This is a genomic window from Acidovorax sp. NCPPB 3576, assembly GCF_028473605.1.
In the GTDB taxonomy this organism is placed as follows: Bacteria; Pseudomonadota; Gammaproteobacteria; order Burkholderiales; family Burkholderiaceae_C; genus Paracidovorax.
Genome location: NZ_CP097267.1, coordinates 3,555,338 through 3,578,688 on the forward strand (window position 1 = coordinate 3,555,338; position 23,351 = coordinate 3,578,688).

Here is a 23,351-nt window from a genome sequence, read left to right on the forward strand (position 1 = left end):
ATCTCCAGTGACAGAGCGCGGTATGCCGGCACTCGGCCCGAAAAGGTGGCGGCAGCCGATTGGGGACAGTCTGCGAAACGAAAGAGGCCGGGTCGGCAAGCGATGGCCCCTGGCAGTCTAGCGGCGTGCCGGGCGCGTCCGTTCCGGCCTGCGCCACGCGAGCCATGCCAGGCCCATGCTCAACAGCAGCAGCCCCCACTCGCTCAAGGTCGGAATGGCGGCCACGCTGCCCGGGGCGGCCCCTGCGGCCAGCAGCACCGGAGCGAAGGGGTCGGCAATATTGCCCACGGCCAGGTCGCTGTCGCCTTCGCCGTTGTCGGTCACCTGATAGGTCACGGTGCGCCCACTGTTGCTCAGGGCCGCAGTGCCAGGCGTGAACCAGCGTGGGATCTGGCCGGCCCCGGGCGGCCCGAACTTCCTCGGCTCGAGCCCCACCAGGCTTTGGGGGTAGGTCAATTGCACGGTGACCGTGGCATTCGAGCAGCCCGTTGCCGAGAAGCTGAAGGTGCCCAGGGGCAAGCTGGCATTGGTCGGCAATCCCGAAGGTGCGCTGGCGCTGAACCGCGCGGAGCCCGGCACCACCGCGCAGCCAGCCACCGCGCTGCTGATGACCACGCCCGCAGTGCCCGCACCGGCGCCTGCCAACGGCACAGCGGAGTTGTTCAGCATCTGGGGCGTGACCGGCATCGAGGCGGCCGAAGGCAGGCTATCGCCTACGCCATTGGTGGCGACCACCGTGAACGTGTAGGGCACGCCAGGCGCAAGGCCCGCCACATCGCATGAGGTGGCAAGCGGCATTGCCGTGCAGAAAGCGCCACCCGGGGCTGCGATGGCCGTGTAGCGGATCACGGCACTGCCGCCATCGCTGGCCGATGGGATGAAGGTCACCGTGGCCTGGCTGCCCACGGCAGTCGCGGCGACGGAGGTGGGCATGTCGGGTGTCCCGATCAAGCGCATCACCGTCGGCTTGTAGCCGCGCACGCCGTCCAGGAAAGCCACATAAGGTGTTCCATCGGGTGAAAACGCGAGGGACTCGAAATCCACGTTCCCTTCAGAAAAAAGCGCATTGCCCACGTTCACCCAGTCGGTGCCGTCAAAGCGCATGACCGTCGGCCTGGAACCCTGGCTATCGTTTCGGAAAGCCACGTAAGGCGTGCCATCGGGGGCGACGGACAGAGACTGGAAATACGCATTTCCCGATGACATGGCGTGATTGCCCACCCGGACCCAGGCCGAGCCATCGAAACGCATCACCAGGGTCCGCCCGTCGGTCAGGTCCCTGAACGCCGCATAAGGCGTGCCATCGGGTGCAAAAGACAGTGACTGGTAGTAGGCCATGCCAGGAGAAAACTGGGCATTGCCCACGTTGACCCAGGCCGTGCCGTCAAAACGCATCACCGTCGTCTTGCTGCCTTGATCACCGAAGGCCAGATAGGGCGTGCCATCGGGTGCGGTGGACAACGAGAGAAAAATCGCCCCTGACGAAGAAAACCCGGCATTGCCCACGTTGCTCCAGGCCGCGCCATCAAAGCGCATCACGGTGGCCTTGTCGCTGTTGCCGCTGTCTGCAAATGCCACGTAAGGCATGCCATCCGGTGCGAAGGCCAGGGATGCATAAAAAATGCCAGCGGCCGAAAATCCGGCATGGCCCACCTGGCTCCAGGCCGTGCCATCGAAACGCATAGCAGCTGCTTTCCTGCCGTCTCCCCCATCACCGAAAGCCACATAAGGACTGCCATCGGGCGCGATGGACAGGGAAGGAGGCGTGGCGACACCCACGGAAAGACCCGCCAGGCCCGCATTGCTCCATGCCGCGCCATCGAAGCGCATCACGGTGGTCTTGGAGCCATTGTCCTTGTCCACGAAAGCCAGATAGGGTGTGCCATCCGCCGCCATGGACAGGGACGGTGGATTCTCCGAACGGCCCGCTGAAAACCCCGGGTTGCCCACCACCTGCCAGGTTGCAGAGCGATACGTCGCCATGGCCTTGGTACTGACGACCGCGCCAGCCGTGTCCGTGCCATTGGTGGCACACAGGGTATAGCGGGTGGACTGCTGCAGGTTGCGGAGGGTGTAACGGGCACTTTTGCCGGCTTCCAGCGCCAGCGAACCCCTGCGCAGCGATGCCGCGCCCGTGCTGTCCTGGGCGGCCTGGGTCTGCGCCGCTGTGCCGCAACGGGCCCCGGCGGCCAGCAGCGCCACATGCCCGGTGCCCGCGCTGGTGGAGTTCAATGTCAGCGTGACCATCCCAGCAGAAGGCTCAGCGGCGATGGCCAGCGATGCATGCGCTGCACCGCCTGCGGCTGCCAGCGCAGCTCCCAACAAAACGGGGCTGGAGTGGCGGATCAGGTAGCGAAACACGGAGGGCATGGGGGCCTTGGAAACGGTGGTGGCGCCCGGCTTCAAAGGCCTTGGACGCGAGAGGAAAAGAGCAAGTGCGCGCGACTGTATCGAGAAGTGTCAATGCTGTATGTCCCCCAAACGAGTGACAAGCCGCCCCTTGACGGACATGCCCGTCTGTGGTTGAAACACAGGCTTTGCACCCGGTAGCGCTGCTTCCGAATAGGCGCTGTCCTACAAACCCAAGCGCCACTCCCGCGCAAAGCGGACCCCGCCCAACGTGCCCCAATGGGTTTTGTCCATCGGATGCGTTGGCGCACCCTTTGCGCCGCAAAGCACCACCCCCCAAGGATTCAAGCCCGTGCCTTTGCCCCAAACCGCCTTGCTCACCGCCCACGACGCCTACCTTCTCCGCGAAGGAACCCACTCCCAGCTCTACCAAGCCATGGGCTGCCATCTGCGCAGCGAAGGCGGGGGCGCGGACTTTGCCGTATGGGCGCCGAACGCGGCGTCGGTGTCCGTCATCGGCGACTGGAACGGCTGGAATCCCGAGGCGGACGTGCTCCATGCCCGGTCCGATGGCAGCGGCATCTGGGAGGGCGCCTCCTCCCATGCCGCGCACGGCCAAGCGTACAAATACCGCATCGTGTCGCACAACGGGGGCCGCGTGCTCGAAAAGGCCGACCCGTTCGCCGTCTGCGCCGAACTACCCCCCCACACCGCCTCGCGCATCTGGTCGCTCGAATACGAATGGGGCGACAGCGACTGGATGGCATCGCGCGGGCCGCGCAACGCGCTCGATGCGCCCATGTCCATCTACGAGATGCACCCCGGCTCCTGGCGCCGCCGAAACGGACAGTTCATGAACTACCGCGAACTGGCCCACGAACTGGCGGACTACGTGACGTCCCTGGGCTTCACGCACGTGGAGCTGATGCCCATCACCGAGCATCCGTTCTATGGCTCGTGGGGCTACCAGACCACCGGGTACTTCGCGCCCACCTCGCGCTATGGCACGCCACAGGACTTCATGTATTTCGTGGACCACCTGCACCAGCGCGGCATCGGCGTGCTGCTGGACTGGGTGCCCTCCCACTTTCCGGTGGACGCCCACGGGCTGGCGGAGTTCGATGGCACGCACCTGTACGAGCATTCGGACCCGCGCCAGGGCTTCCACCCCGAGTGGAGCTCGGCCATCTTCAACTACGGCCGGCACGAGGTGCGCAGCTTTCTGATTTCCTCGGGCCTGTTCTGGCTCGACAAGTACCACCTGGACGGGCTGCGCGTGGATGCGGTCGCCTCCATGCTGTACCTGGACTACGCCCGCAAGGACGGCGAGTGGATTCCCAACCGCCACGGCGGGCGCGAGAACCTGGAGGCCATCGAGTTCATGCGCCTGCTGAACCGCGCGGTCTATCGCGACCACCCGGACACGGTCAGCATCGCCGAAGAATCCACCGCCTGGCCGATGGTCTCGCGGCCCGTGGAGATGAACGGCCTGGGCTTCGGCATGAAGTGGAACATGGGCTGGATGCACGACACGCTGGCCTACCTGAAGGAAGACCCGGTCAACCGGCGCTACCACCACCACAAACTCACGTTCTCGCTGGTGTATGCCTTCAACGAAAACTTCGTGCTGCCGCTCTCGCACGATGAAGTGGTGTATGGCAAGGGCTCGCTGATCAACAAGATGCCCGGCGACGAATGGCAGCAGTTCGCCAACCTGCGTACGCTGTTCGGCCTGATGTGGGCGCATCCCGGCAAGAAGCTGCTCTTCATGGGCGGCGAGTTCGGCCAGCGCCGCGAGTGGACGCACGAAGGCGAACTCGAATGGTGGGTGTGCGACAGCCCGCTGCACGGCGGCGTGCAGCGCCTGATCCGCGAACTCAACCGCATCTACCGCAGCGAGCCCGCGCTGCACGAAGTGGACTTTTCGGCGGACGGCTTTCAATGGGTGGAGGCCGACGATGCCGGGCAGAGCGTGATCGCCTTCCTGCGCAAGCCCAGCCAGCGGGCGCAGCAGGAACATGGCGCGGGCCCGGTGCTGGTCGTGTGCAACATGACGCCCGTGCCGCGCAACAACTACCTGGTGGGCGTGCCCTCTTCTGGCCATTGGCAGGAACTGCTCAACAGCGACGCGCGCGAATTCGGCGGCGCCGGCTGGGGCAACCTGGGTGGCGTGGACACGGCGCCCGTGCGGTCGCACCACTGGGAGCAATCGCTGTGCCTCACGCTGCCGCCGCTGTCCACCCTCATCTTCCGACTGGAGCCCGCGCGCCATGCCAAAGCCTGACAACCTGCCCTCTCCTTCCCAGCCCAACCCCGCCGCCAGCGCCAGCCCCGTTGCTGCCACTGCCACTGCCGCGGCACCGGGCCGCAGCGCCACGGCCGGCACCGTCCATCCGATCGGCGGCGCGGACGGCCGCGTGCGGGCGGTGGTCGAGGCCGTGCTGCCCTGCGTGGACGGCGGGCGCTTCGCTGCCAAGCGCGTGGCCGGCGAGCCGGCCCGCATCACCGCGCACTGCTTCACCGACGGGCACGACGTGCTGCGCGTGGCGCTCCAGTGGTGGCGCGACACCAGCGGCGATGCCACCGCCCAGCCGGCCGACGCCATCGAAGTGGCGATGCAAGCCAGCGGCAATGACGAATGGATCGCCGACTTCACCCCGCCCGAGCCCGGCCTGTACCGCTACACGGTGGCCGCCTGGGTGGACCCGTTCGAGTCCTGGCGCCGCGAACTGGAGCGGCGTGTGGACCCGCAGGACATCCGCATCGCGGCGCGCGTGGGCGCGGCGGAGGCCTTGGCCGCGGCCCAGCGTGCCGACAAGAGCCCCCCGGACCGCCGCGACCTGACCGCCTGGGCCGAAGCCCTGGAGCGCGGCGCCCAGGCCGAGGGCAGCGCCGACGCATTGAAAGCCCTGGCGCTGGACGAAGCCGCTGCTGCCGCGATGCGCCGCCACCCCGACCGCCGCTTCGAAGTGCGCTATCCCACCGCGCTGCCGCTGCGCGCCGACCGCGAGCGGGCGCGCTACAGCAGCTGGTACGAACTGTTTCCCCGCTCCGCTTCGTCCACCGCCGGCGTGCACGGCACGTTCCGCGATGTCGAGGCGCGCCTGCCCGACATTGCCGCGATGGGCTTCGACGTGCTGTATTTCCCGCCCATCCACCCCATCGGCCGCGTGCAGCGCAAGGGCAAGAACAACGCCCTCGCGGCCGCGCCGGACGATGTGGGCAGCCCCTGGGCCATCGGTGCGCAAGAAGGCGGGCACAAGGCCATCCTGCCCGAGCTGGGCACCGTGCAGGACTTTCGCCGGCTGGTCGTGGCCGCCAAGGAGCAAGGCCTGGAAGTGGCGCTGGACATCGCCTTCCAGTGCGCGCCGGACCACCCTTATGTGAAGGAACACCCGGACTGGTTCCGCTGGCGTCCCGACGGCACGGTGCAGTACGCCGAGAACCCGCCCAAGAAGTACCAGGACATCTACCCTTTCAATTTCGAGTGCGACGACTGGCGCGGCTTGTGGAGCGAGCTCAAGAGCGTGTTCGAGCACTGGATCGGCGAAGGCGTGCGCATCTTCCGGGTGGACAACCCGCACACCAAGGCGTTTCCGTTCTGGGAATGGGTGATCGCCGAGATCCAGCGCGACCACCCGGACACGATCTTCCTGGCCGAAGCCTTCACGCGGCCCAAGGTGATGCATGGCCTGGCCAAGCGGGGCTTCACGCAGTCGTACACCTACTACACTTGGCGCAACACCAAGCAGGAGCTGACGGAGTATTTCACCGAGCTGGCCACCGGCCCGGGCCGCGACTATTTCCGGCCCAACGCCTGGCCCAACACGCCGGACATCCTGCACGACCACCTGCAGGGCGGTGAGCCGGCCGTCTTCATGTCGCGGCTGGTCATGGCCGCCACGCTGGCCGCCAGCTACGGCATCTACGGCCCGGCTTATGAGCTGCTGGAGCACCTGCCCCGTGGGCCGGGCAGCGAGGAATACCTCGACTCCGAAAAGTACCAGCTGCGCCACTGGGACCTGGAGCGCCCGGGCAACCTGCGCGCCTTCATCACCCGCGTGAACCAGATCCGCCGCGAGAACCCCGCCCTGCACGCGGACCACAGCCTGCGCTTCCTGCATGTGGACAACGACCAGTTGCTGGCTTACATGAAGCACTCGGCCGACGGGCAGAACATCGTGGTCACCGTGGTCAACCTCGATCCGCACCACCCGCAGTCGGGCTGGCTGCGGCTGTCGGCGGCGGACATCGCGGCCACCGATCCGTCCGCACCCGACACGCCGGCCCTGCATCCCGAGCTGCTGCCAGCCGACTGGCAGATGCACGACCTGCTGAGCCACCAGCGCTTCGTGTGGCAGGGCGAGGCGCACTATGTGCTGCTGGACCCGCACCGCTCGCCCGCACACGTGTTCGTCGTGCGCCGGCGCGTCGGCCGCCACGACGACTTCGACCATTTCGAATAAAAAAGAGCCGCCCATGAATGCACCTTTGGTCCATCCCCTGCCCGAGCCCGAGCCGGCCGTCACGCCCGAAAACACCGAGATCGACACCAGCGACGATCCACAGTGGTATCGGGACGCGGTCATCTACCAGCTCAACGTCAAGGCCTTCTTCGACACCAACGGCGACGGGGTGGGCGACTTCAAGGGCGTGACCGCCAAGCTCGACTACGTGAAGGACCTGGGGGTCAACACGATCTGGCTGATGCCGTTCTACCCATCGCCGCTGCGCGACGACGGCTATGACATTTCCGAGTACGAAGACGTGCACCCGCAGTACGGCACGCTGGACGATTTCCGCGAGATGCTGGACGCCGCCCACCAGCGCGGCCTGCGCGTGATCACCGAGCTGGTCATCAACCACACGTCGGCCGAGCATCCGTGGTTCCAGCGCGCGCGCACCGCGCCGCCCGGATCGCCCGAGCGCGACTTCTATGTGTGGAGCGACACCGACCAGATCTACCAGGGCACGCGCATCATCTTCACCGACACCGAGACGTCGAACTGGGCCTGGGACCCGGTGGCCAAGGCCTACTACTGGCACCGCTTCTTCAGCCACCAGCCGGACCTGAACTTCGACAACCCGCTGGTGATGGAGGCCGTGCTCAAGACCATGCGCTTCTGGCTCGACATGGGCGTGGACGGCTTCCGGCTGGATGCGATCCCCTACCTGATCGAGCGCGACGGCACCAGCAACGAGAACCTGCCCGAGACGCACGCGGTGATCAAGCGGCTGCGCGCCGCGATCGATGCCGAATACAAGAACCGCTTCCTGCTGGCCGAGGCCAACATGTGGCCCGAGGACGTGCGCGAGTATTTCGGCGACGGCGACGAATGCCACATGGCCTACCACTTCCCGCTGATGCCGCGCATGTACATGGCCATCGCGCAGGAAGACCGCCACCCCATCGTCGAGATCCTGCAGCAGACGCCCGACATTCCCGACGGCTGCCAGTGGGCGATCTTCCTGCGCAACCACGACGAGCTGACGCTGGAGATGGTGACCAGCAAGGAACGCGACTACATGTACACCATGTACGCGGCCGACATGCGCGCCCGCATCAACCTCGGCATCCGCCGCCGCCTGGCGCCGCTGATGGAAAACGACATCGACCGCGTGAAGCTCATGAACGGCATGCTGCTGTCCATGCCCGGCTCGCCCATCATCTACTACGGCGACGAGATCGGCATGGGCGACAACGTGTTCGTGGGCGACCGCAACGGCGTGCGCACGCCGATGCAGTGGAACCCCGACCGCAACGCCGGCTTCTCGCGCGCCGACCCGCAGCGGCTGTACCTGCAGCCCATCATGGATGCCGTGTACGGCTACGAGGCGCTGAACGTCGAAGCCCAGGCCAGCGACCAGAGCTCGCTGCTCAACTGGACCCGCCGCATGCTGGCCGTGCGCAAGACCAGCCGGGCCTTCGGGCGCGGCAAGCGCATCTTCCTCAAACCCGGCAACCGCAAGATCCTGGCGTACATCAGCGAGCACGGCGACGACGTGATCCTGACCGTGTTCAACCTGTCGCGCGCCGCGCAGCCGGTGGAACTGGACCTGTCGGCCTACAAGGGCCGCGCGCCGCTGGAAATGCTGGGCCGGGTGACCTTCCCGCCCATCGGCGACCTGCCCTACCTGCTCACGCTGCACTCCTATGGGTTCTACTGGTTTCGCCTCTCCACCGAGGCGCAGGTGCCATCGTGGCACCAGGACGGGCTCGACCTGCAGGAGCGCCCGGTGCTGGTGCTGTTCGACGGCTGGACCAGCTTCTTCCGCGAAAACGTGATGCCCTGGCGCATCGGCATGGCCGAACGCATGCGCGTGCAATTCGAATCCGACACGCTGCCGCGCTACATCGAGCTGCAGCGCTGGTATGCCGGCAAAGGCACGGCCATCGAGCGCGCCCGCATAGAGGACCACACCGTGTGGAAGACCGATGGCGGCTTCGAATGGATGCTGCCGATCCTGAGCGTGGAGACCCCCTCGGCAACGCCCGCGTCGTACTTCGTGCCCCTGGCCCTGGCCTGGGAGGAAGGCGATGAAGAGCGCATGCGGCGCCTGTCGCCCGGCGGCGTGGCGCGCGTGCGCCAGCAGGCCAACGTGGGCGTGATGGGCGACGCGTTCCACGACGAGGCCTTCTGCCGCGCCTTGGTGCGGGCCATCGGAGCCAACGAGCAGCTGGGGACCGACCGCGGGGGCACGCTGCGTTTTCGCAGCACCCTGGCCTTCGCCGGGATGGCGCAGGGGCTGGACGACCTCACCGTGGGGCGCCCCGGCGCGCAGAGCAGCAACACCGTGGTCACCTTGGGCGAAAAGCTGTTCCTCAAAGGCTACCGGCACGTGCGCAACGGCATCAATCCCGAGCTGGAAGTGGGCCGCTTCCTGACCGAGGCCGCGCGCTTCGAGCACTGCGTGCCGGTGGGCGGCGCGGTCGAGTACGTCGCCAGCGACGGCACGACCATGACGCTGGCCCTCGTGCAGTCCTACGTGTCCAACCAGGGCGACGGCTGGGAATACACGCTGGGCTACCTGGAGCGGTTCCTGGAAGACACGCGCATCGCCACGGGCGCCACGGCGGACGTGCACGGGGGCTTCCTCGCGCTGGTGCGAACGCTCGGCCGCCGCACTGCCGGCCTGCACCGGGCGCTGGCGCTGCGCACCGGCAACCCGGCGTTCGATCCGGAGCCGGTCACCGCACAGGACGTGCAGGCCTTCCACGAGCGGGCCCTGGCCGAGGCGAGCGACACGCTGGCGATGCTGGAGCAGCGCATGGGCGACCTGCCGCCTGCGGCCCGCACCGACGCCCAGGCCCTGCTGGCCCGGCGCGCGACCCTCATGGACCGCATCGGCCAAGGCACCGGCGCGACCCCCACAGGCCACAAGACGCGCTACCACGGCGACTACCACCTGGGCCAGGTGCTGGTGACCGACAACGACTTCGTCATCATCGACTTCGAGGGCGAGCCCGGCCGCACCTTCGAGCAGCGCCGCGCCAAAAGCTCGCCCCTGCGCGACGTGGCCGGCATGCTGCGCTCGTTCAACTACGCCCGCTGGGCCGCGCTCAAGCGCATGACCCAGTCCACCGAAGAAATGCTGCGGCTGGACGAAGCCGCCCAGCAGTGGGAGCGCGAGACACGCGCCGCCTTCCTGCAAGCCTATGCCGCCGAGGCCACCGCGGCGGCCACCGACCGCCCGGGCGCCAACCTGGAAGTGCCGCCCGTGCCGGACGGCTCCCTGGTGGCGCTGTTCGAGATCGAGAAGGCGCTGTACGAGTTGCGCTACGAACTCGGCAATCGCGTCGATTGGGCCCAGGTGCCGCTGCAGGGCCTGCTGGCGCTCATCGGCGCCGCGGCCTCGTCACCGCACGCCCCTTTGGCGCTGTAGGCCGACGGCACCCGACCCGCCAACGACCGTTCGTTCCCGTTCACCCGATCAACCGAGGGCACCCTCCATGGAAAATTTCAGTATTCATCTGGAACCGGCCCGCGCCATGCTGCTGCAGGTCAGCGCATTCCTGCCGCGGCTTCTCATCGCCCTGCTCGTCGTCGCTGCTGGCTGGCTCGTGGCCAAGGCCGCGCGCTTTGCGGTCACCCGCGGGCTGCGCGCCATCAATTTCCAGGTGCTCACGCAGCGCGCCGGGCTCGACGGCTTCCTCAAGCAAGGCGGCGTGCAGGGCGACACCACCAGCATCTTCGGCATCCTCGTCTATTGGCTGGTCATCCTGGCCTCGTTGCTCATCGCCTTCAACGGACTGGGCCTGAGCTACGTGACCGCGCTGCTCAGCCGCGTGGTGTGGTTCGTGCCCAACCTGTTCATCGCGCTCATCATCCTGGCGCTGGGGGCCTACTTCGGCCGCTTCGTCGGAGAGATGGTGGCAGCCCAGGGGCGCCGCGCCGGCCTGAAGGAAACGGTGCTGCTGGGCAAGCTGGCGCAGTACGCGATCGTGGCCTTCGTCGTGCTGATCGCGCTCGACCATCTGCGCATCGGCGGCGACATCGTGCGCCAGAGCTTCCTCATCGTGCTGGGCGGCGCAGTGTTCGCCTTGGCGCTGGCCTTCGGCTTAGGCGGCAAGGAGCGCGCGGCCGAGTGCATCGAGCATTGGTGGCCCCGCAAGCGCGGCCCGGGCGAGGGGCACGCAGGAGACGACCACCGGATTCCGTAGGCCGGGGGGCCCTGCCACCTGCGGCCCCACCCCTCTTGCACGAAGCCCCGCGTTTTCATACGGGGCTTTTCTCTTTTCGCTGGCTGGTCCCACGGCCCAGCGCACCGGGCCGCACGGGAAAACCCCACCCCCGAACGTCAGGCTTTTTTCAGCAGCCGGGGAGTACGATCGGCGCCACTCCCGGCACTGCGCCTGCACGCGGCGGCCGGGCCGCCGTATTTCGATAATTCCTCAAGTTTCCAGGAGACAAGCCGTGTCAGGACTCCTCAAATTGGCCATGGGCATGGACTGGATTTCCACCAAGCTCAGCAAGGTGGCCGGGTGGGCCGTGCTCGCCGCCGCCTTGATTTCCGCCACCAACGCGATCATCCGCTACGGCCTGGACATGAGTTCCAACGCCTGGCTCGAGATCCAGTGGTATCTCTTCGCCACCACAGTGATGCTGGGTGCGCCCCTGGTGCTCAAGCTCAACGAGCATGTGCGCGTGGACATCATCTACGGCCGGCTGCGCGGCAACAAGCCCGTGCTGGTGGACCTGTTCGGGCTGATCTTCTTCCTGCTGCCCGTGATGGGCCTGCTCACCTGGCTGACCGCGCCCTTCTTCTGGCACATGCTGGTGTCGGGCGAGATGTCCGGCAACATCGGCGGCCTGATCCGCTGGCCCGCCGCGCTGCTGATGCCGCTGGGCTTCGGCGCGATGTTCCTGCAAGGCGTGGCCGAGATCATCAAGCGCGTGGCCTACCTGCGCGGCGACCTCCAGATGAACACGCACTACGAGAAGCCGGTGCAGTAAGCACCCGCCCGCCCCTGCCCCACCGACTTCTCTCAGGACGACACCAGAATGCACATGGAAAACTTTGCCCCGATCATGTTCGCGGGGCTGATCGTGATCATGCTGATCGGGTTCCCGGTCGCGTTTTCGCTCGCGGCCCTGGGCCTGTTCAGCGGATTCTTCGCCATCGAGATGGGCTGGTTCCCGGCCAACTTCATGGCCAACCTGCCGATCAACATGTTCGGCATCCTGTCCAACGACCTGCTGCTGGCGATTCCGTTCTTCACGCTCATGGGCGCGGTGCTCGAGAAATGCGGCCTGGCCGAGGACATGCTCGACTCCATGGGCCAGCTGTTCGGCCCCGTGCGCGGCGGGCTGGGCTACTCGGTCATCATCGTGGGCTTCATCCTCGGGGCCATCACCGGCACCGTGGCCGGCCAGGTGATCGCCATGGCCATGATCTCGCTGCCGGTGATGATGCGCTACGGCTACAACATGCGCTATTCGACCGGCGTGCTGGCCGCCTCGGGCACCATCACGCAGCTGGTGCCGCCCTCGCTGGTGCTGATCGTCATGGCCGACCAGCTCGGCCGCTCGGTGGGCGACATGTACAAGGGCGCCTGGGGCCCGGCCATCCTGCAGGTGCTGATCTTCGCCATCTACACCTTCATCATCGGGCGCATCCGCCCCGAATACGTGCCCGGCCTGCCGAAGACGGCCCGCACGCTGCACGGCTGGGCGCTGTGGGGCAAATGCCTGCGCGGCATCATTCCCTCGGCCATCCTGATCTTCGCGGTGCTGGGCTCGATGGGGGGCCTGCCCTTCATGGACCACGCCATCGCCACGCCGACGGAAGCCGGCGCCATGGGCGCCGTGGGCTCGCTGATCCTGGCGGCCATCCACAAGCGGCTCACGTGGCAGCTCATCAAGGAAGCCATGGACGGCACCATGCGGCTCACGGCCATGGTGGTGTTCATCCTGATCGGCTCGCGCGTGTTCTCGCTGGTGTTCCAGGGCGTCGATGGCGCCATCTGGATCGAGCACATGCTCACCGACCTGCCAGGCGGCCAGATCGGCTTCCTGATCGTGGTGAACATCTTCATCTTCTTCCTGGCATTCTTCCTCGACTTCTTCGAGATCGCCTTCATCATCCTGCCGCTGCTGGGGCCCGTGGCGCACAAGCTGGGCATCGACCTGGTGTGGTTCGGCGTGCTGCTGTGCGTGAACATGCAGACGAGCTTCATGCACCCGCCCTTCGGCTTCGCGCTGTTCTACCTGCGAGGCATCTCGGACACGCTGTTCAAAGAGAAACGCATCGACAAGCCGGTCAAATCGAGCGACATCTACATGGGGGCCATCCCCTGGGTGATCATGCAGCTGATCCTCGTGGCCATCGTGATCTTCTTCCCGCAGACGGTGACCGTCTTCCTGGACAAGGAGCAGGTGGTCGATCTCGACAAGGTGCAGCTCGACATGCCGGCCGACTCCTCTTCCGAACCCGCCATCAACATGGATGACCCGTTCGGCACCGGAGAAAAGCCTGCAGCCGGTAGCGCTGCCCCAGCCGCCGAACCCGGTGCCGATGCCATGCCGGTGCCCGAGCCAGCGCCGGAGCCCACACCGCCCGAAGGCGCGGCCAGCACGCCGCAATGACGGGCGGCGCCCCGAACACGCCTTCCGCTGCCGTACCAGGCACTTCGGAGGCATCGGAAACATCGGACGCAGCAGGCCGCAGCGAGGCGGCCCTCCTGGAGAGCGCGGCCTACCCTCCCCTGGTGCGTGGGCTGGCCGTGGTCATCGTCGTGGCGCTCGGCGCGTTCGCGGCCTGGTCCGTGCCCGCGCTGCGCGGTGCGCAGTGGTCCTTCACCAGCCTGGCCACCTTTTGCATGGCCGGCGTGCTCATCGCCTGGGTCGGCTGGTGGATCGTGTTCAGCCGCACGCGCTTCACGGGTGACACACTGCTGCAATCGTGGCTGTGGGACAAGAAAGTGCACATCCGCGAGGTGGCCACCTTCAAGATCGTGCATTGGCCCTGGTTGAGCGGCATCGTCGCGCCCCGCATGCTCGTGCGCCGGCGCAACGGCAGCATCGCCTGGATGCATTCGGCCGACCCGGCTTTGCTGGTGGCCTTCGGCGAGGCGGTGGTGCGGCAGGGCAGCGACAAGGCCCTGGCGGCCACCCCGCCCGCATGAACCCCTGCCCGCCCCAGACGGGCCACGGCCGCCGATAGACCGCTCGAGAAAGCCCCCGACAAAAAGCCCCGCCCGGTTGCCCGGCGGGGCTTTTTCACTTCGGCCAGGGCGTTGCAGCCCCGGCAGCACTCACAGCTTTTGCTGCTGCATGAAGCGGTCGAACGTGCCTTCGGTGAAGCGGAACCAGGCGTTCTGGTCGGCCAGGAACTTGGAGTAGTCGGGGTAGATTTTCTTCCACTCGGGGTTGCTGTTGTTCAGGTCCGAGTAGATCTGCTGGGCCGACTTGAACGCCGCGTTCATCACGTCCTGCGTGAAGGGGCGCAGCTTGGTGCCGGAGCCCACCAGTTGCTTGATGGCCACGGGGTTGCGGGCGTCGTACTTGGCCAGCATGGTCACGTGGGCGTGCGAGGCAGCGGCTTCCACCACGGCCTTGTACTCGGCCGGCAGGCCTTCCCAGGCCTTGGTGTTGATGTAGAAGTCGAGCTGCGGGCCGCCTTCCCACCAGCCGGGGTAGTAGTAGAAAGGCGCGACCTTGTTGAAGCCCAGCTTCTGGTCGTCGTACGGGCCCACCCACTCCAGGGCGTCGATCGTGCCCTTTTCCAGCGCGGGGTACAGGTCGGCGCCGGGGATGGACTGGGGAATCACGCCGAACGGCTCCAGCACCTTGCCCGCGAACGGGTTGGTGCGGAACTTCAGGCCCTTCAGGTCGGCGACCGACTTGATTTCCTTGCGGAACCAGCCACCCATCTGCGCGCCCGTGTTGCCGCCGGGCAGGTTGATGATGTTGTACTTGGCATAGAACTCGCGCATCAGCTTGAGGCCGTTGCCCTCGTACATCCATGCGTTCATCTGGCGTGCGTTCAGGCCGAACGGCACCGCGCAGCCCAGGCAGAACGTCGGGTCCTTGCCGTAGAAATAGTAGGGAGCCGTGTGGGCCATTTCGACGGAGGCGCTCTGCACGCCGTCCACCACGCCGAAGGCGGGCATCAGCTCGCCGCCGGCATGCACCGAGATCTGGAACTTGCCGCCCGTGGCTTCGCTGACCTTCTTGGAGAACACCTCCGCCGTTCCGTAGATGGTGTCGAGCGACTTGGGGAAGCTCGAAGCGAGGCGCCAGCGGATGTTGGCCTGCGCATGCACTGCAGGGGCCGCGCCCGCGGCCAGCACACCGACGATGCCTGCGTGCTTGATGATTGAACGACGATCCATGAGGATTGATCTCCGAGATATTGTTGGCAAAACCCGGCGCTGGTGGGCACCGTGCGCCCAGTGCAAGAAACTGTGTGGGCCGAGGACGATTGTAGGAACATGCCCCCAGCGGGTTTTGCGGGTTTTCCCGTGAAAGAACCCACCCGTTTCGCCCATTCAGGGTTCTGCAAGCATCGGGGCATGCGCCCCGCGGAGATCGATGGGCGGCGCCTCGGTCGGGATCAGGCAGCGCCTCAGGCCGCGGCCGACGGCGCGAGGAAACGCGCGCGCACGGCCCGCTCGATGCCCTCGGCATCCAGCCCTTGCAATGCCAGCAGCTTGGCGGGATCGCCATGCTCGATGAACGCATCGGGCAGGCCCAGCTGCAGCACGGGCCGCACCACGCCCGCGGCGTTGAGCGCCTCGCACACGGCGCTGCCCGCGCCGCCCACGGTGGTGCCCTCTTCCAGCGTCACCAGGGCCTCATGGTTCGCGGCCACTTGCAGCAGCAGCGCGGTGTCGATGGGCTTGGCCCAGCGCATGTTGACCACCGTGGCGTCCAGCGCCTCGCCCGCCTGCAGCGCGGGGTACAGCAGCGTGCCGAAGGCCAGGATGGCGATGCGCCGGCCCTGTGGCGCAGCGCTGGTGCGGCGCACCTCGCCCTTGCCGAAAGGCAGCCCTTCCAGGCTGGCCAGAGGCACCACGCCCGCACCGCTGCCGCGCGGGTAGCGCACGGCCACGGGGTGGCTTTGCTCGAAGGCGGTGGTCAGCAATTGGCGGCACTCGCGCTCGTCGGCGGGGCAGGCCATGCTCATGTTGGGAATGCAGCGCACGAACGGAATGTCGTAGGCGCCGGCATGCGTGGCGCCGTCGGCCCCCACCAGGCCCGCGCGGTCGAGCGCGAACACCACGGGTAGGTTCTGCAGGGCCACGTCGTGGATCAACTGGTCGTAGGCGCGCTGCAGGAAGGTCGAGTAGATCGCCACCACGGGCTTGACGCCCTCGCAGGCCATGCCGGCGGCGAACGTCACCGCGTGCTGCTCGGCGATGCCCACGTCGTAGTAGCGGCCGGGGAAGCGTTTTTCGAACTCCACCAGCCCCGAGCCCTCGCGCATGGCCGGCGTGATGCCCACCAGCCGCTCGTCCTTGGCCGCCATGTCGCACAGCCACTGTCCGAACACCTGCGTGAAGGTCTGCTTCGGGGGCGTGGCCGGCTGGGTCAGGCCCACGCTCGGATCGAACTTGCCCGGGCCGTGGTAGGCCACCGGATCGGCCTCGGCCAGCTTGTAGCCCTGGCCCTTCTTGGTGACCACGTGCAGGAACTGCGGGCCTTTGAGGCCCTTGATGTTTTCCAGCGTGGGGATGAGCGAGTCGAGGTCGTGCCCGTCGATGGGGCCGATGTAGTTGAAGCCGAACTTCTCGAACAGCGTGGCCGGCACCACCATGCCCTTGGCCTGCTGCTCCAGGCGCTTGGCGAACTCCAGCAGCGGCGGCACGGGCTTGAGCACGGTCTTGCCCACGTTCTTCGCGGCGGCGTAGAAATGGCCGCTCATGAGCTGCGCCAGGTAGCGGTTGAGCGCGCCCACGGGCGGGCTGATGCTCATGTCGTTGTCGTTGAGGATGACCAGCAGGTTGGCATCGGCCACGCCGGCGTTGTTCAGCGCCTCGAAGGCCATGCCCGCCGTCATGGCGCCGTCGCCGATGATGGCCACGGCATGGCGGTTCTCGCCCCGCTGCTTGGCCGCCAGCGCCATGCCCAATGCGGCCGAAATGCTGGTGCTGGAGTGCGCCGTGCCGAAGGTGTCGTATTCGCTCTCGGCGCGCTGCGGAAAGCCCGACAGCCCGCCGAACTGGCGCAGCGTGCCCATGCGGTCGCGCCGGCCGGTCAGGATCTTGTGGGGATAGGTCTGGTGGCCCACGTCCCACACCAGGCGGTCGCGCGGGGTGTCGAACACGGTGTGCAGCGCCACCGTCAGCTCCACCGTGCCCAGGTTGGAACTCAGGTGCCCGCCGGTCTTGGAGACGCTGTCGAGCACGAAGGCGCGCAGCTCGGTGGCCAGGTCCTTCAACTCGGCGCGCGACAGGCGGCGCAGGCCGGACGGGTCGTTGATGGTCTGCAGCAGGGGAAAGGAGTTCGTGGACATATGCTATCTTTTTAGTAGCTGCTTGCGCAATACAGGCAAGCGCTGCAGACCGATCAGAGTGCAGGCCGGTACGCCGCGGACATCGCGGTGGCCTGCTGGAATGGCGGCCTGGGGCACGCAGCACGCCGCCATCATCAATGCGAGCGGTTCACCACCATGTCGGCCAGCGCCGCCAGCGCGCGCGTGTCGGGCAGGCCGCTCGCGGCCAGGGCGGCGTGCGCCTCGGCCAGCAGTTCGCCGGCATGCGCCTGGGCGCGTTCGAGCCCCAGCAGCGAGACATAGGTGGGCTTGTCGCTCGCAGCATCCTTGCCGGCGGTCTTGCCCAGCGTGGCCGAATCGGCCGTCACGTCGAGGATGTCGTCCACCACCTGGAAGGCCAGCCCCAGCGCGGCGCCGTATTGCGACAGCGCGGCCAGGGCCGCCGGCGTGGCGTGCCCGCAGGCCGCACCCATCACCACGCTGCCCTGCAGCAGCGCGCCGGTCTTGAGCTTGTGCATCTGGCGCAGTTCGGCCTCGGTCAAAGCACGGCCCACGCTGGCCAGGTCGATGGCCTGGCCGCCGGCCATGCCGCCCGCGCCCGCGGCCTGCGCGAGCATGCGGCACAGCATGGCCTGCATCGCGGGCGGCACCTCGGGTCCGTGCGGCGTGAGCAGGCCGAAAGCCAGTGCCTGCAGGGCATCGCCCGCCAGCAGCGCCCGCGCCTCGCCGAAGCGAACGTGCACCGTGGGCTTGCCGCGGCGCAGCACGTCGTTGTCCATGCACGGCATGTCGTCGTGCACCAGGGAATAGGCGTGGATCAACTCCACCGAGCAGGCCGCGCGCAGGGCCGCCTCGTCCAGGCCACCCACGGCCTCGGAGGCGGCTAGCACCAGCAGGGGCCGCAGGCGCTTGCCGCCGTCGAGCACGGCGTAGCGCATGGCCTCGCCCAGGCCCGCAGGCGCATCGCTGCACACCCAGCGCGACAGGGCATCTTCCACGCGCGCCAGTTGCGCATCGCTCCAGCCGCGAAGGTCGAAGGGCGTCGTGGGTGCGGTGGATGTGTGGGCTGCGGTATGGGGCATCGCCATGGCGGTGGTCACTCCTGCGTCCATGGTTGCAACGCCCCTTCGTCCAATACCTTGATCTGGTCCTGCACCGCTTCCAGCCGGCCACGGCAAAAAGCCAGCAGCGCCGCGCCGCGCTGGTAGCCCGCCAGCATCTGGTCCAGCGGCAGCTGGCCCGACTCGATGCGCCCCACGAGTTGCTCCAGCTCTTCCAGCGCGGCTTCGTAGCTGGCGGGTTCGGGGAGTTTCGAGGGGACGGCGGAGGCCTTGGGCATGGAACGGGGGGCGGCGAACGCGCAGGTAAAACGGGCGATTTTAGGCGCACCCTCCTGCGCACGGGGGACGGCAGGCGGGAGGGGCATGGAAAATGGCTGGCACCTTGGCGACACCACCGCCGCGCAAAGCGTTGCCTGGCGCGCTCAAGCATGGCCGGCCAATACACATACGGGGGGCGCGGAAATAACCCCACCGGCTACAATCCCATTCCCTTCGGGCCGGCTTGCATGCCGGTTTCTTTTTTTCTGTGTGCACTTCACGCACCCTCCCTGTGGGGAGTCTTTAGGTCAGGTCACCCATGTCTGATTTAAGTCTTCAACTGCAGCAGGCCTCAAGCCAACTACCAGTTTCAAGCTACTTTGACGAGGCGCTGTTCCAGCGCGAGTTGGAGACCATCTTCCAGCGCGGGCCCCGCTATGTGGGGCACCAGCTTTCCGTGCCCCATGCGGGCGACTACTACGCTCTGCCCCAGGAGGGCGAGGGCCGTGCGCTCGTGCGCAATGCGCAGGGCGGCGTCGAGCTGATCTCCAACGTCTGCCGCCACCGCCAGGCCGTGATGCTCAAGGGCCGCGGCACGCTGCAGGGCCATGGCAAGGGCCACGCAGGCGGCAACATCGTGTGCCCGCTGCACCGCTGGACGTATGCGCCCAACGGCCAATTGCTCGGCGCCCCGCACTTTTCGCAGGACCCGTGCCTGAACCTCAACAACTACGGCCTGCGCGAGTGGAACGGCCTTTTGTTCGAGGACAACGGCCGCGACATCGGCGCCGACTTGGGCGGCATGGGCCCGCGCGCGGAGCTGAGCTTCGACGGCTTCTCGCTCGACCGCGTGGAAATGCACGAGTGCAACTACAACTGGAAGACCTTCATCGAGGTGTATCTCGAGGACTACCACGTGGGCCCGTTCCACCCGGGCCTGGGCAACTTCGTGACCTGCGACGACCTGAGCTGGGAGTTCCAGAAGCACTACTCGGTGCAGACGGTCGGCGTGGCCTCCACCTTCGGCAAGCCCGGCTCCGACATCTACCGCAAATGGCACGACGTGCTGCTGCAGTACCGCGAAGGCAAGATGCCCGAGCGCGGCGCGATCTGGCTCACCTACTACCCTCACATCATGGTGGAGTGGTATCCGCACGTGCTCACCGTCTCCACGCTGCACCCCGTCAGCCCGACGAAGACGATGAACATGGTGGAGTTCTACTACCCCGAAGAGATCACCGCCTTCGAGCGCGAGTTCGTCGAGGCCCAGCAGGCCGCCTACATGGAAACCTGCATCGAGGACGACGAGATCGGCGAGCGCATGGACGCCGGCCGCCGCGCCCTCTACGAGCGCGGCGACAACGAAGTCGGCCCCTACCAGAGCCCGATGGAAGACGGCATGCAGCACTTCCACGAGTGGTATCGCGCCGCCATGGGCGATGCGGTGCCCCAGCGCTGACGCCGACCCGATTGCTATAAAAATAATAGCTACCGCCGCATGATCCACTAGGGCATGCGGCCTTTTCCACCAAAAACCCCTCATTTCCATGCAAGCGCTCTGGATGGTGTTGGCCGCGTTCCTCTTCGCCAGCATGGGCGTGTGCGTCAAGGTGGCGTCGGCCTACTTCAATTCGGCCGAACTGGTGTGCTACCGCGGCATCATCGGCATGGCGATCCTGTGGGCGCTGGCGCGCTCGCAGCGGGTCAAGCTGGGCACGCACTACCCGGGCATGCATGCCTGGCGCAGCCTGATCGGCGTGGTCTCGCTGGGCTCGTGGTTCTATTCCATCGCCCATCTGCCGCTGGCCACCTCGATGACGCTCAACTACATGAGCAGCGTGTGGATCGCGGCGTTCCTCGTCGGTGGCGCGCTGCTGGCCTGGCGGCCGTCGAGCAGCAGTTCGCGCCCGCCGTTGCAGGGCACGCTGGTGTTCACCGTGATGGTGGGTTTTGCCGGCGTGGTGATGATGCTGCGCCCCAGCCTCGACCAGCACCAGATGTTCGCCGGCCTCATCGGATTGCTGTCCGGCCTCACCGCCGCGTTCGCCTACATGCAGGTCATGGCGCTGTCGCGCCTGGGCGAGCCCGAGACGCGCACGGTGTTCTATTTCGCCGTGGGTTCGGCGGTGGCGGGTGGCGCGGGCCTGCTGCTCACGGGCACCTCGCAATGGCCGGGCTGGCAGAGCCTGTGGCTGCTGCCGATCGGCGTGCTGGCGGCCGCCGGCCAGCTGTGCCTGACGCGGGCCTATGCCAGCGCGCGCACCTCGCGAGGCACGCTGGTGGTGGCCAACCTGCAGTATTCGGGCATCGTGTTCGCGGCGCTGTACAGCGTGCTGCTGTTCGGCGACGACATTCCCGCCCTCGGCTGGGCCGGCATGGCGCTCATCGTGGTGAGCGGCATCGTGGCCACGGTGCTGCGTGCCCGCGCGGCCCCCGGAGCGCCAGCCGAAGAGCACTGAGGCCGAGGCGGCTGGCCACCGGGCCCGAGACCACAGGGCTGCACGGCCGGCACGCCGCTCAGTCAGGCGGCTGATCAGGCGGCCAGTCAGGCCTGTCCGACGCACGGCCCTTGCGCGCCGGACCACAATAAGGGCTTGTTTGCCACCGCAGGAGCGCCATGCCATACACCACCCTGATCTCCGCCGCCGAACTGCGATCCCTTACCGAAAGCGGCGCGCCGCTGATGGTCTTCGATTGCACCTTCGACCTGATGCAGCCCTCGCTGGGCGAGCAGCAATACCGTGAATCGCACATTCCCGGCGCGCTCTACGCGCACCTGGACCGCGACCTGAGCGCCAAGCACGGCGCGCCCGGCGCGGGCGGCACCATCGTCGCCACCGAGGCGGACGCGCCCGCATCGGGCGGGCGCCACCCCCTGCCCAACCGCGACCGGCTCGAAGCGTGGCTCTCGCGCATTGGCTTCACCAACGGCATGCAGGCCGTGGTGTACGACCGCAACGGCGCCAACTACTGCGGCCGCCTGTGGTGGATGCTCAAGTGGGCCGGCCACGACGCGGTGGCGGTGCTGGACGGCGGGCTGCAGGCCTGGACTGCCGCGGGCGGGGCCCTCGCCAGCGGCGACGAGCCGGCGCATTTCCAGTCCAACTTCAAGCTGGGCGAGCCCCTGCGCCGCCTGGCTGCGGCGGCCGACGTGCAGGCCGCGCTGGGCCAACCCCGCCAGACCGTGATCGACGCGCGGGCCCCCGCCCGCTATCGGGGCGAGGTCGAGCCGCTGGACCCCGTGGCCGGCCACATTCCCGGCGCGCTGAACCGCCCTTTCAGCGAAAACATCGGCCCGGACGGCCGCTTCAAGCCCGCAGACCAGTTGCGCGCCGAGTTCGAGGCCCTGCTGGGCGGCCGCCCGCCCGCCACGGTGGTGCACCAATGCGGCAGCGGAGTGAGTGCCGTGCCCAACGTTTTGGCCATGGAACTGGCCGGTCTCGGAAAAACCACGCTGTTTGCCGGCAGCTGGAGCGAATGGTGCAGCGACCCTGACCGCCCGGTAGAGCGCGGTTGAGCACCGTGGGGAGGCCGGCAGTGCAGCAGGCCATCCCCTCTCCAGGGTCGGACACCGGCTGCGGATTTTGTAAGGCAAATTCCTACACGGCAGGTGCGCAGACCAGACACGCTGCACATCCAAACCCCGACTTAATTTTTGATTGGGCTGAATTCACAATCCATTTCAACGGATCGCGAAACCATGCAAACCGCATGACCCCCGCCAGATCGGTTAAAGGAAAAGGATTCACCATGACCTCCGAACAACTTCTCGCTGAAATCCGCGAAGCCAATCTCACCTACCTGATGTTGGCACAGACCCTGATCCGCCAGGACAAGGCGGAAGCTGTTTTCCGTCTGGGCCTGAACGAAGACGCCGCCGACATCCTCGCCTCACTGTCGGCCGCACAGGTGCTCAAGCTGGCCTCCCGCAACACGCTGCTGTGCAGCTTCCGGGTGGACGACAACTTGGTGTGGAGCTTGCTCACCAACCACAACACCCCGAAGAAGGTCGGCAACGAAGCGACCAACACGCTGCACGCCAACATCCTGATGGCCAGCCGCGTGTCCGAAGTGCTCTGAGCGCAGCGCCCGCCGCCCTCGCCACCTCGCCCGCCTGCCGCCGCCCACCCTTCTTCGAAAGCCAGCCATGTCCGCACCCGTCAAGAGCGTCCTCAACGAATCCAAGCAGATCGAACGCGCCGCCATGCTGATCCAGATGGGTGCCCGCATGCAGGTGCTGGAGTCGGAAACCACGCTGTCCTACGAGCGCCTGATCCGCCTGTACAAGGAGATCGCCGGCAAGTCGCCGTCCAAGGGCCAGCTGCCCTTCTCGACCGACTGGTTCCTGACCTGGCAGGAGAACGTCCACAGCTCGCTGTTCCTGAACATCTACGAATACCTGTCCAAGGGCGTGGACCTGGATTCGGTGGAACTGCTGACCAAGGCCTACCGCCTGTACAACGAGCAGGTCATCACCGCCGAGATCGAACCCCTGCTGTCCTTCACCCGCGCCTGGCGCCTGGTGAAGTTCGTGGACGCCGGCATGCTCACCCGCACGGCCTGCTCGCATTGCAAGGGCCAGTTCGTCACCGAGCTGTACGAAAACGCCCGCAACTACACCTGCGGCCTGTGCAACCCGCCCGCCCGTGCCGGCAAGAGCAAGTCGGCCGGCGCGCTGATGCTGCACTGAGCTGAGCGGCCAGGCCACCGGGCCTTTCAGTCAAAAAGGCCTCCAGCGCATATTCT

General features: G+C 67.0%; 17 protein-coding genes. 12 read left to right on the plus strand and 5 right to left on the minus strand.

Annotation, left to right across the window (positions count from 1 at the left end; genetic code table 11):
* Positions 1–117: 117 nt before the first annotated feature.
* Positions 118–2,370, minus strand: a complete 2,253-nt coding sequence (locus M5C98_RS16375; RefSeq protein ID WP_272548506.1) for an IPTL-CTERM sorting domain-containing protein — start codon at positions 2,368–2,370, stop codon at positions 118–120.
* Between the two features lie 337 nt (positions 2,371–2,707).
* Here M5C98_RS16375 and glgB point away from each other — a divergent pair, with 337 nt between their 5' ends.
* From glgB to M5C98_RS16410, 7 genes are all read left to right on the plus strand, one after another.
* Positions 2,708–4,633 carry a 1,4-alpha-glucan branching protein GlgB gene (gene glgB / locus M5C98_RS16380; RefSeq protein ID WP_272553309.1) on the plus strand — a complete coding sequence of 642 codons (1,926 nt, stop codon included), beginning with the start codon at positions 2,708–2,710 and terminating at the stop codon, positions 4,631–4,633.
* Entirely contained in the window at positions 4,620–6,815 is a 2,196-nt protein-coding gene (locus tag M5C98_RS16385) for an alpha-1,4-glucan--maltose-1-phosphate maltosyltransferase (RefSeq protein WP_272548507.1), read from the plus strand. The genes glgB and M5C98_RS16385 overlap by 14 nt, the downstream gene beginning before the upstream one ends.
* Positions 6,816–6,828: 13 nt before the next feature.
* Positions 6,829–10,233 (plus strand): maltose alpha-D-glucosyltransferase, encoded by a 3,405-nt coding sequence (treS, locus tag M5C98_RS16390; protein WP_272548508.1) that lies wholly within the window; start codon positions 6,829–6,831, stop codon positions 10,231–10,233.
* A 67-nt stretch (positions 10,234–10,300) separates the two neighbouring features.
* Entirely contained in the window at positions 10,301–11,011 is a 711-nt protein-coding gene (locus M5C98_RS16395; RefSeq protein WP_272548509.1) for a mechanosensitive ion channel family protein, read from the plus strand.
* 253 nt (positions 11,012–11,264) lie between these two features.
* A complete protein-coding gene (locus M5C98_RS16400) occupies positions 11,265–11,804 on the plus strand; it encodes a TRAP transporter small permease subunit (protein ID WP_272548510.1) in 540 nt (179 codons plus the stop codon).
* 48 nt (positions 11,805–11,852) lie between these two features.
* Complete coding sequence (locus tag M5C98_RS16405) at positions 11,853–13,436, plus strand: TRAP transporter large permease (RefSeq protein WP_272548511.1); 1,584 nt, start codon at positions 11,853–11,855, stop codon at positions 13,434–13,436.
* Positions 13,433–13,975: a hypothetical protein gene (locus tag M5C98_RS16410; protein ID WP_272548512.1), complete on the plus strand. Its 543-nt coding sequence runs from the start codon at positions 13,433–13,435 to the stop codon at positions 13,973–13,975. The genes M5C98_RS16405 and M5C98_RS16410 overlap by 4 nt, the downstream gene beginning before the upstream one ends.
* Before the next feature lie 129 nt (positions 13,976–14,104).
* On the opposite strand, the gene M5C98_RS16415 is transcribed toward M5C98_RS16410, so the two are convergent.
* The 4 genes from M5C98_RS16415 to xseB form a co-directional block, all read right to left on the minus strand.
* On the minus strand, positions 14,105–15,184 hold the full coding sequence (locus M5C98_RS16415) for a TRAP transporter substrate-binding protein (RefSeq protein WP_272548513.1): 1,080 nt from the start codon (positions 15,182–15,184) through the stop codon (positions 14,105–14,107).
* A 233-nt stretch (positions 15,185–15,417) separates the two neighbouring features.
* Complete coding sequence (gene dxs / locus M5C98_RS16420; RefSeq protein WP_272548514.1) at positions 15,418–17,307, minus strand: 1-deoxy-D-xylulose-5-phosphate synthase; 1,890 nt, start codon at positions 17,305–17,307, stop codon at positions 15,418–15,420.
* A gap of 134 nt (positions 17,308–17,441) precedes the next feature.
* Complete coding sequence (locus tag M5C98_RS16425) at positions 17,442–18,368, minus strand: polyprenyl synthetase family protein (RefSeq protein WP_442867289.1); 927 nt, start codon at positions 18,366–18,368, stop codon at positions 17,442–17,444.
* Positions 18,369–18,382: 14 nt separating this feature from the next.
* Positions 18,383–18,625, minus strand: coding sequence for an exodeoxyribonuclease VII small subunit (gene xseB, locus M5C98_RS16430; protein WP_272548516.1), 243 nt, complete (start codon positions 18,623–18,625; stop codon positions 18,383–18,385).
* A gap of 299 nt (positions 18,626–18,924) precedes the next feature.
* Between xseB and M5C98_RS16435 the strand changes: the two genes are divergently transcribed.
* The 5 genes from M5C98_RS16435 (at position 18,925) to flhC (ending at position 23,295) form a co-directional block, all read left to right on the plus strand.
* Positions 18,925–20,064, plus strand: a complete 1,140-nt coding sequence (locus M5C98_RS16435; protein ID WP_272548517.1) for an aromatic ring-hydroxylating oxygenase subunit alpha — start codon at positions 18,925–18,927, stop codon at positions 20,062–20,064.
* 88 nt (positions 20,065–20,152) lie between these two features.
* Complete coding sequence (locus M5C98_RS16440; RefSeq protein WP_272548518.1) at positions 20,153–21,064, plus strand: DMT family transporter; 912 nt, start codon at positions 20,153–20,155, stop codon at positions 21,062–21,064.
* Between the two features lie 158 nt (positions 21,065–21,222).
* Positions 21,223–22,122 carry a sulfurtransferase gene (locus tag M5C98_RS16445; protein ID WP_272548519.1) on the plus strand — a complete coding sequence of 300 codons (900 nt, stop codon included), beginning with the start codon at positions 21,223–21,225 and terminating at the stop codon, positions 22,120–22,122.
* A gap of 233 nt (positions 22,123–22,355) precedes the next feature.
* Positions 22,356–22,685 (plus strand): flagellar transcriptional regulator FlhD, encoded by a 330-nt coding sequence (gene flhD / locus M5C98_RS16450; protein ID WP_092740590.1) that lies wholly within the window; start codon positions 22,356–22,358, stop codon positions 22,683–22,685.
* Positions 22,686–22,752: 67 nt separating this feature from the next.
* Positions 22,753–23,295 (plus strand): flagellar transcriptional regulator FlhC, encoded by a 543-nt coding sequence (gene flhC / locus M5C98_RS16455; protein ID WP_272548520.1) that lies wholly within the window; start codon positions 22,753–22,755, stop codon positions 23,293–23,295.
* The last annotated feature ends 56 nt before the right edge of the window (positions 23,296–23,351 follow it).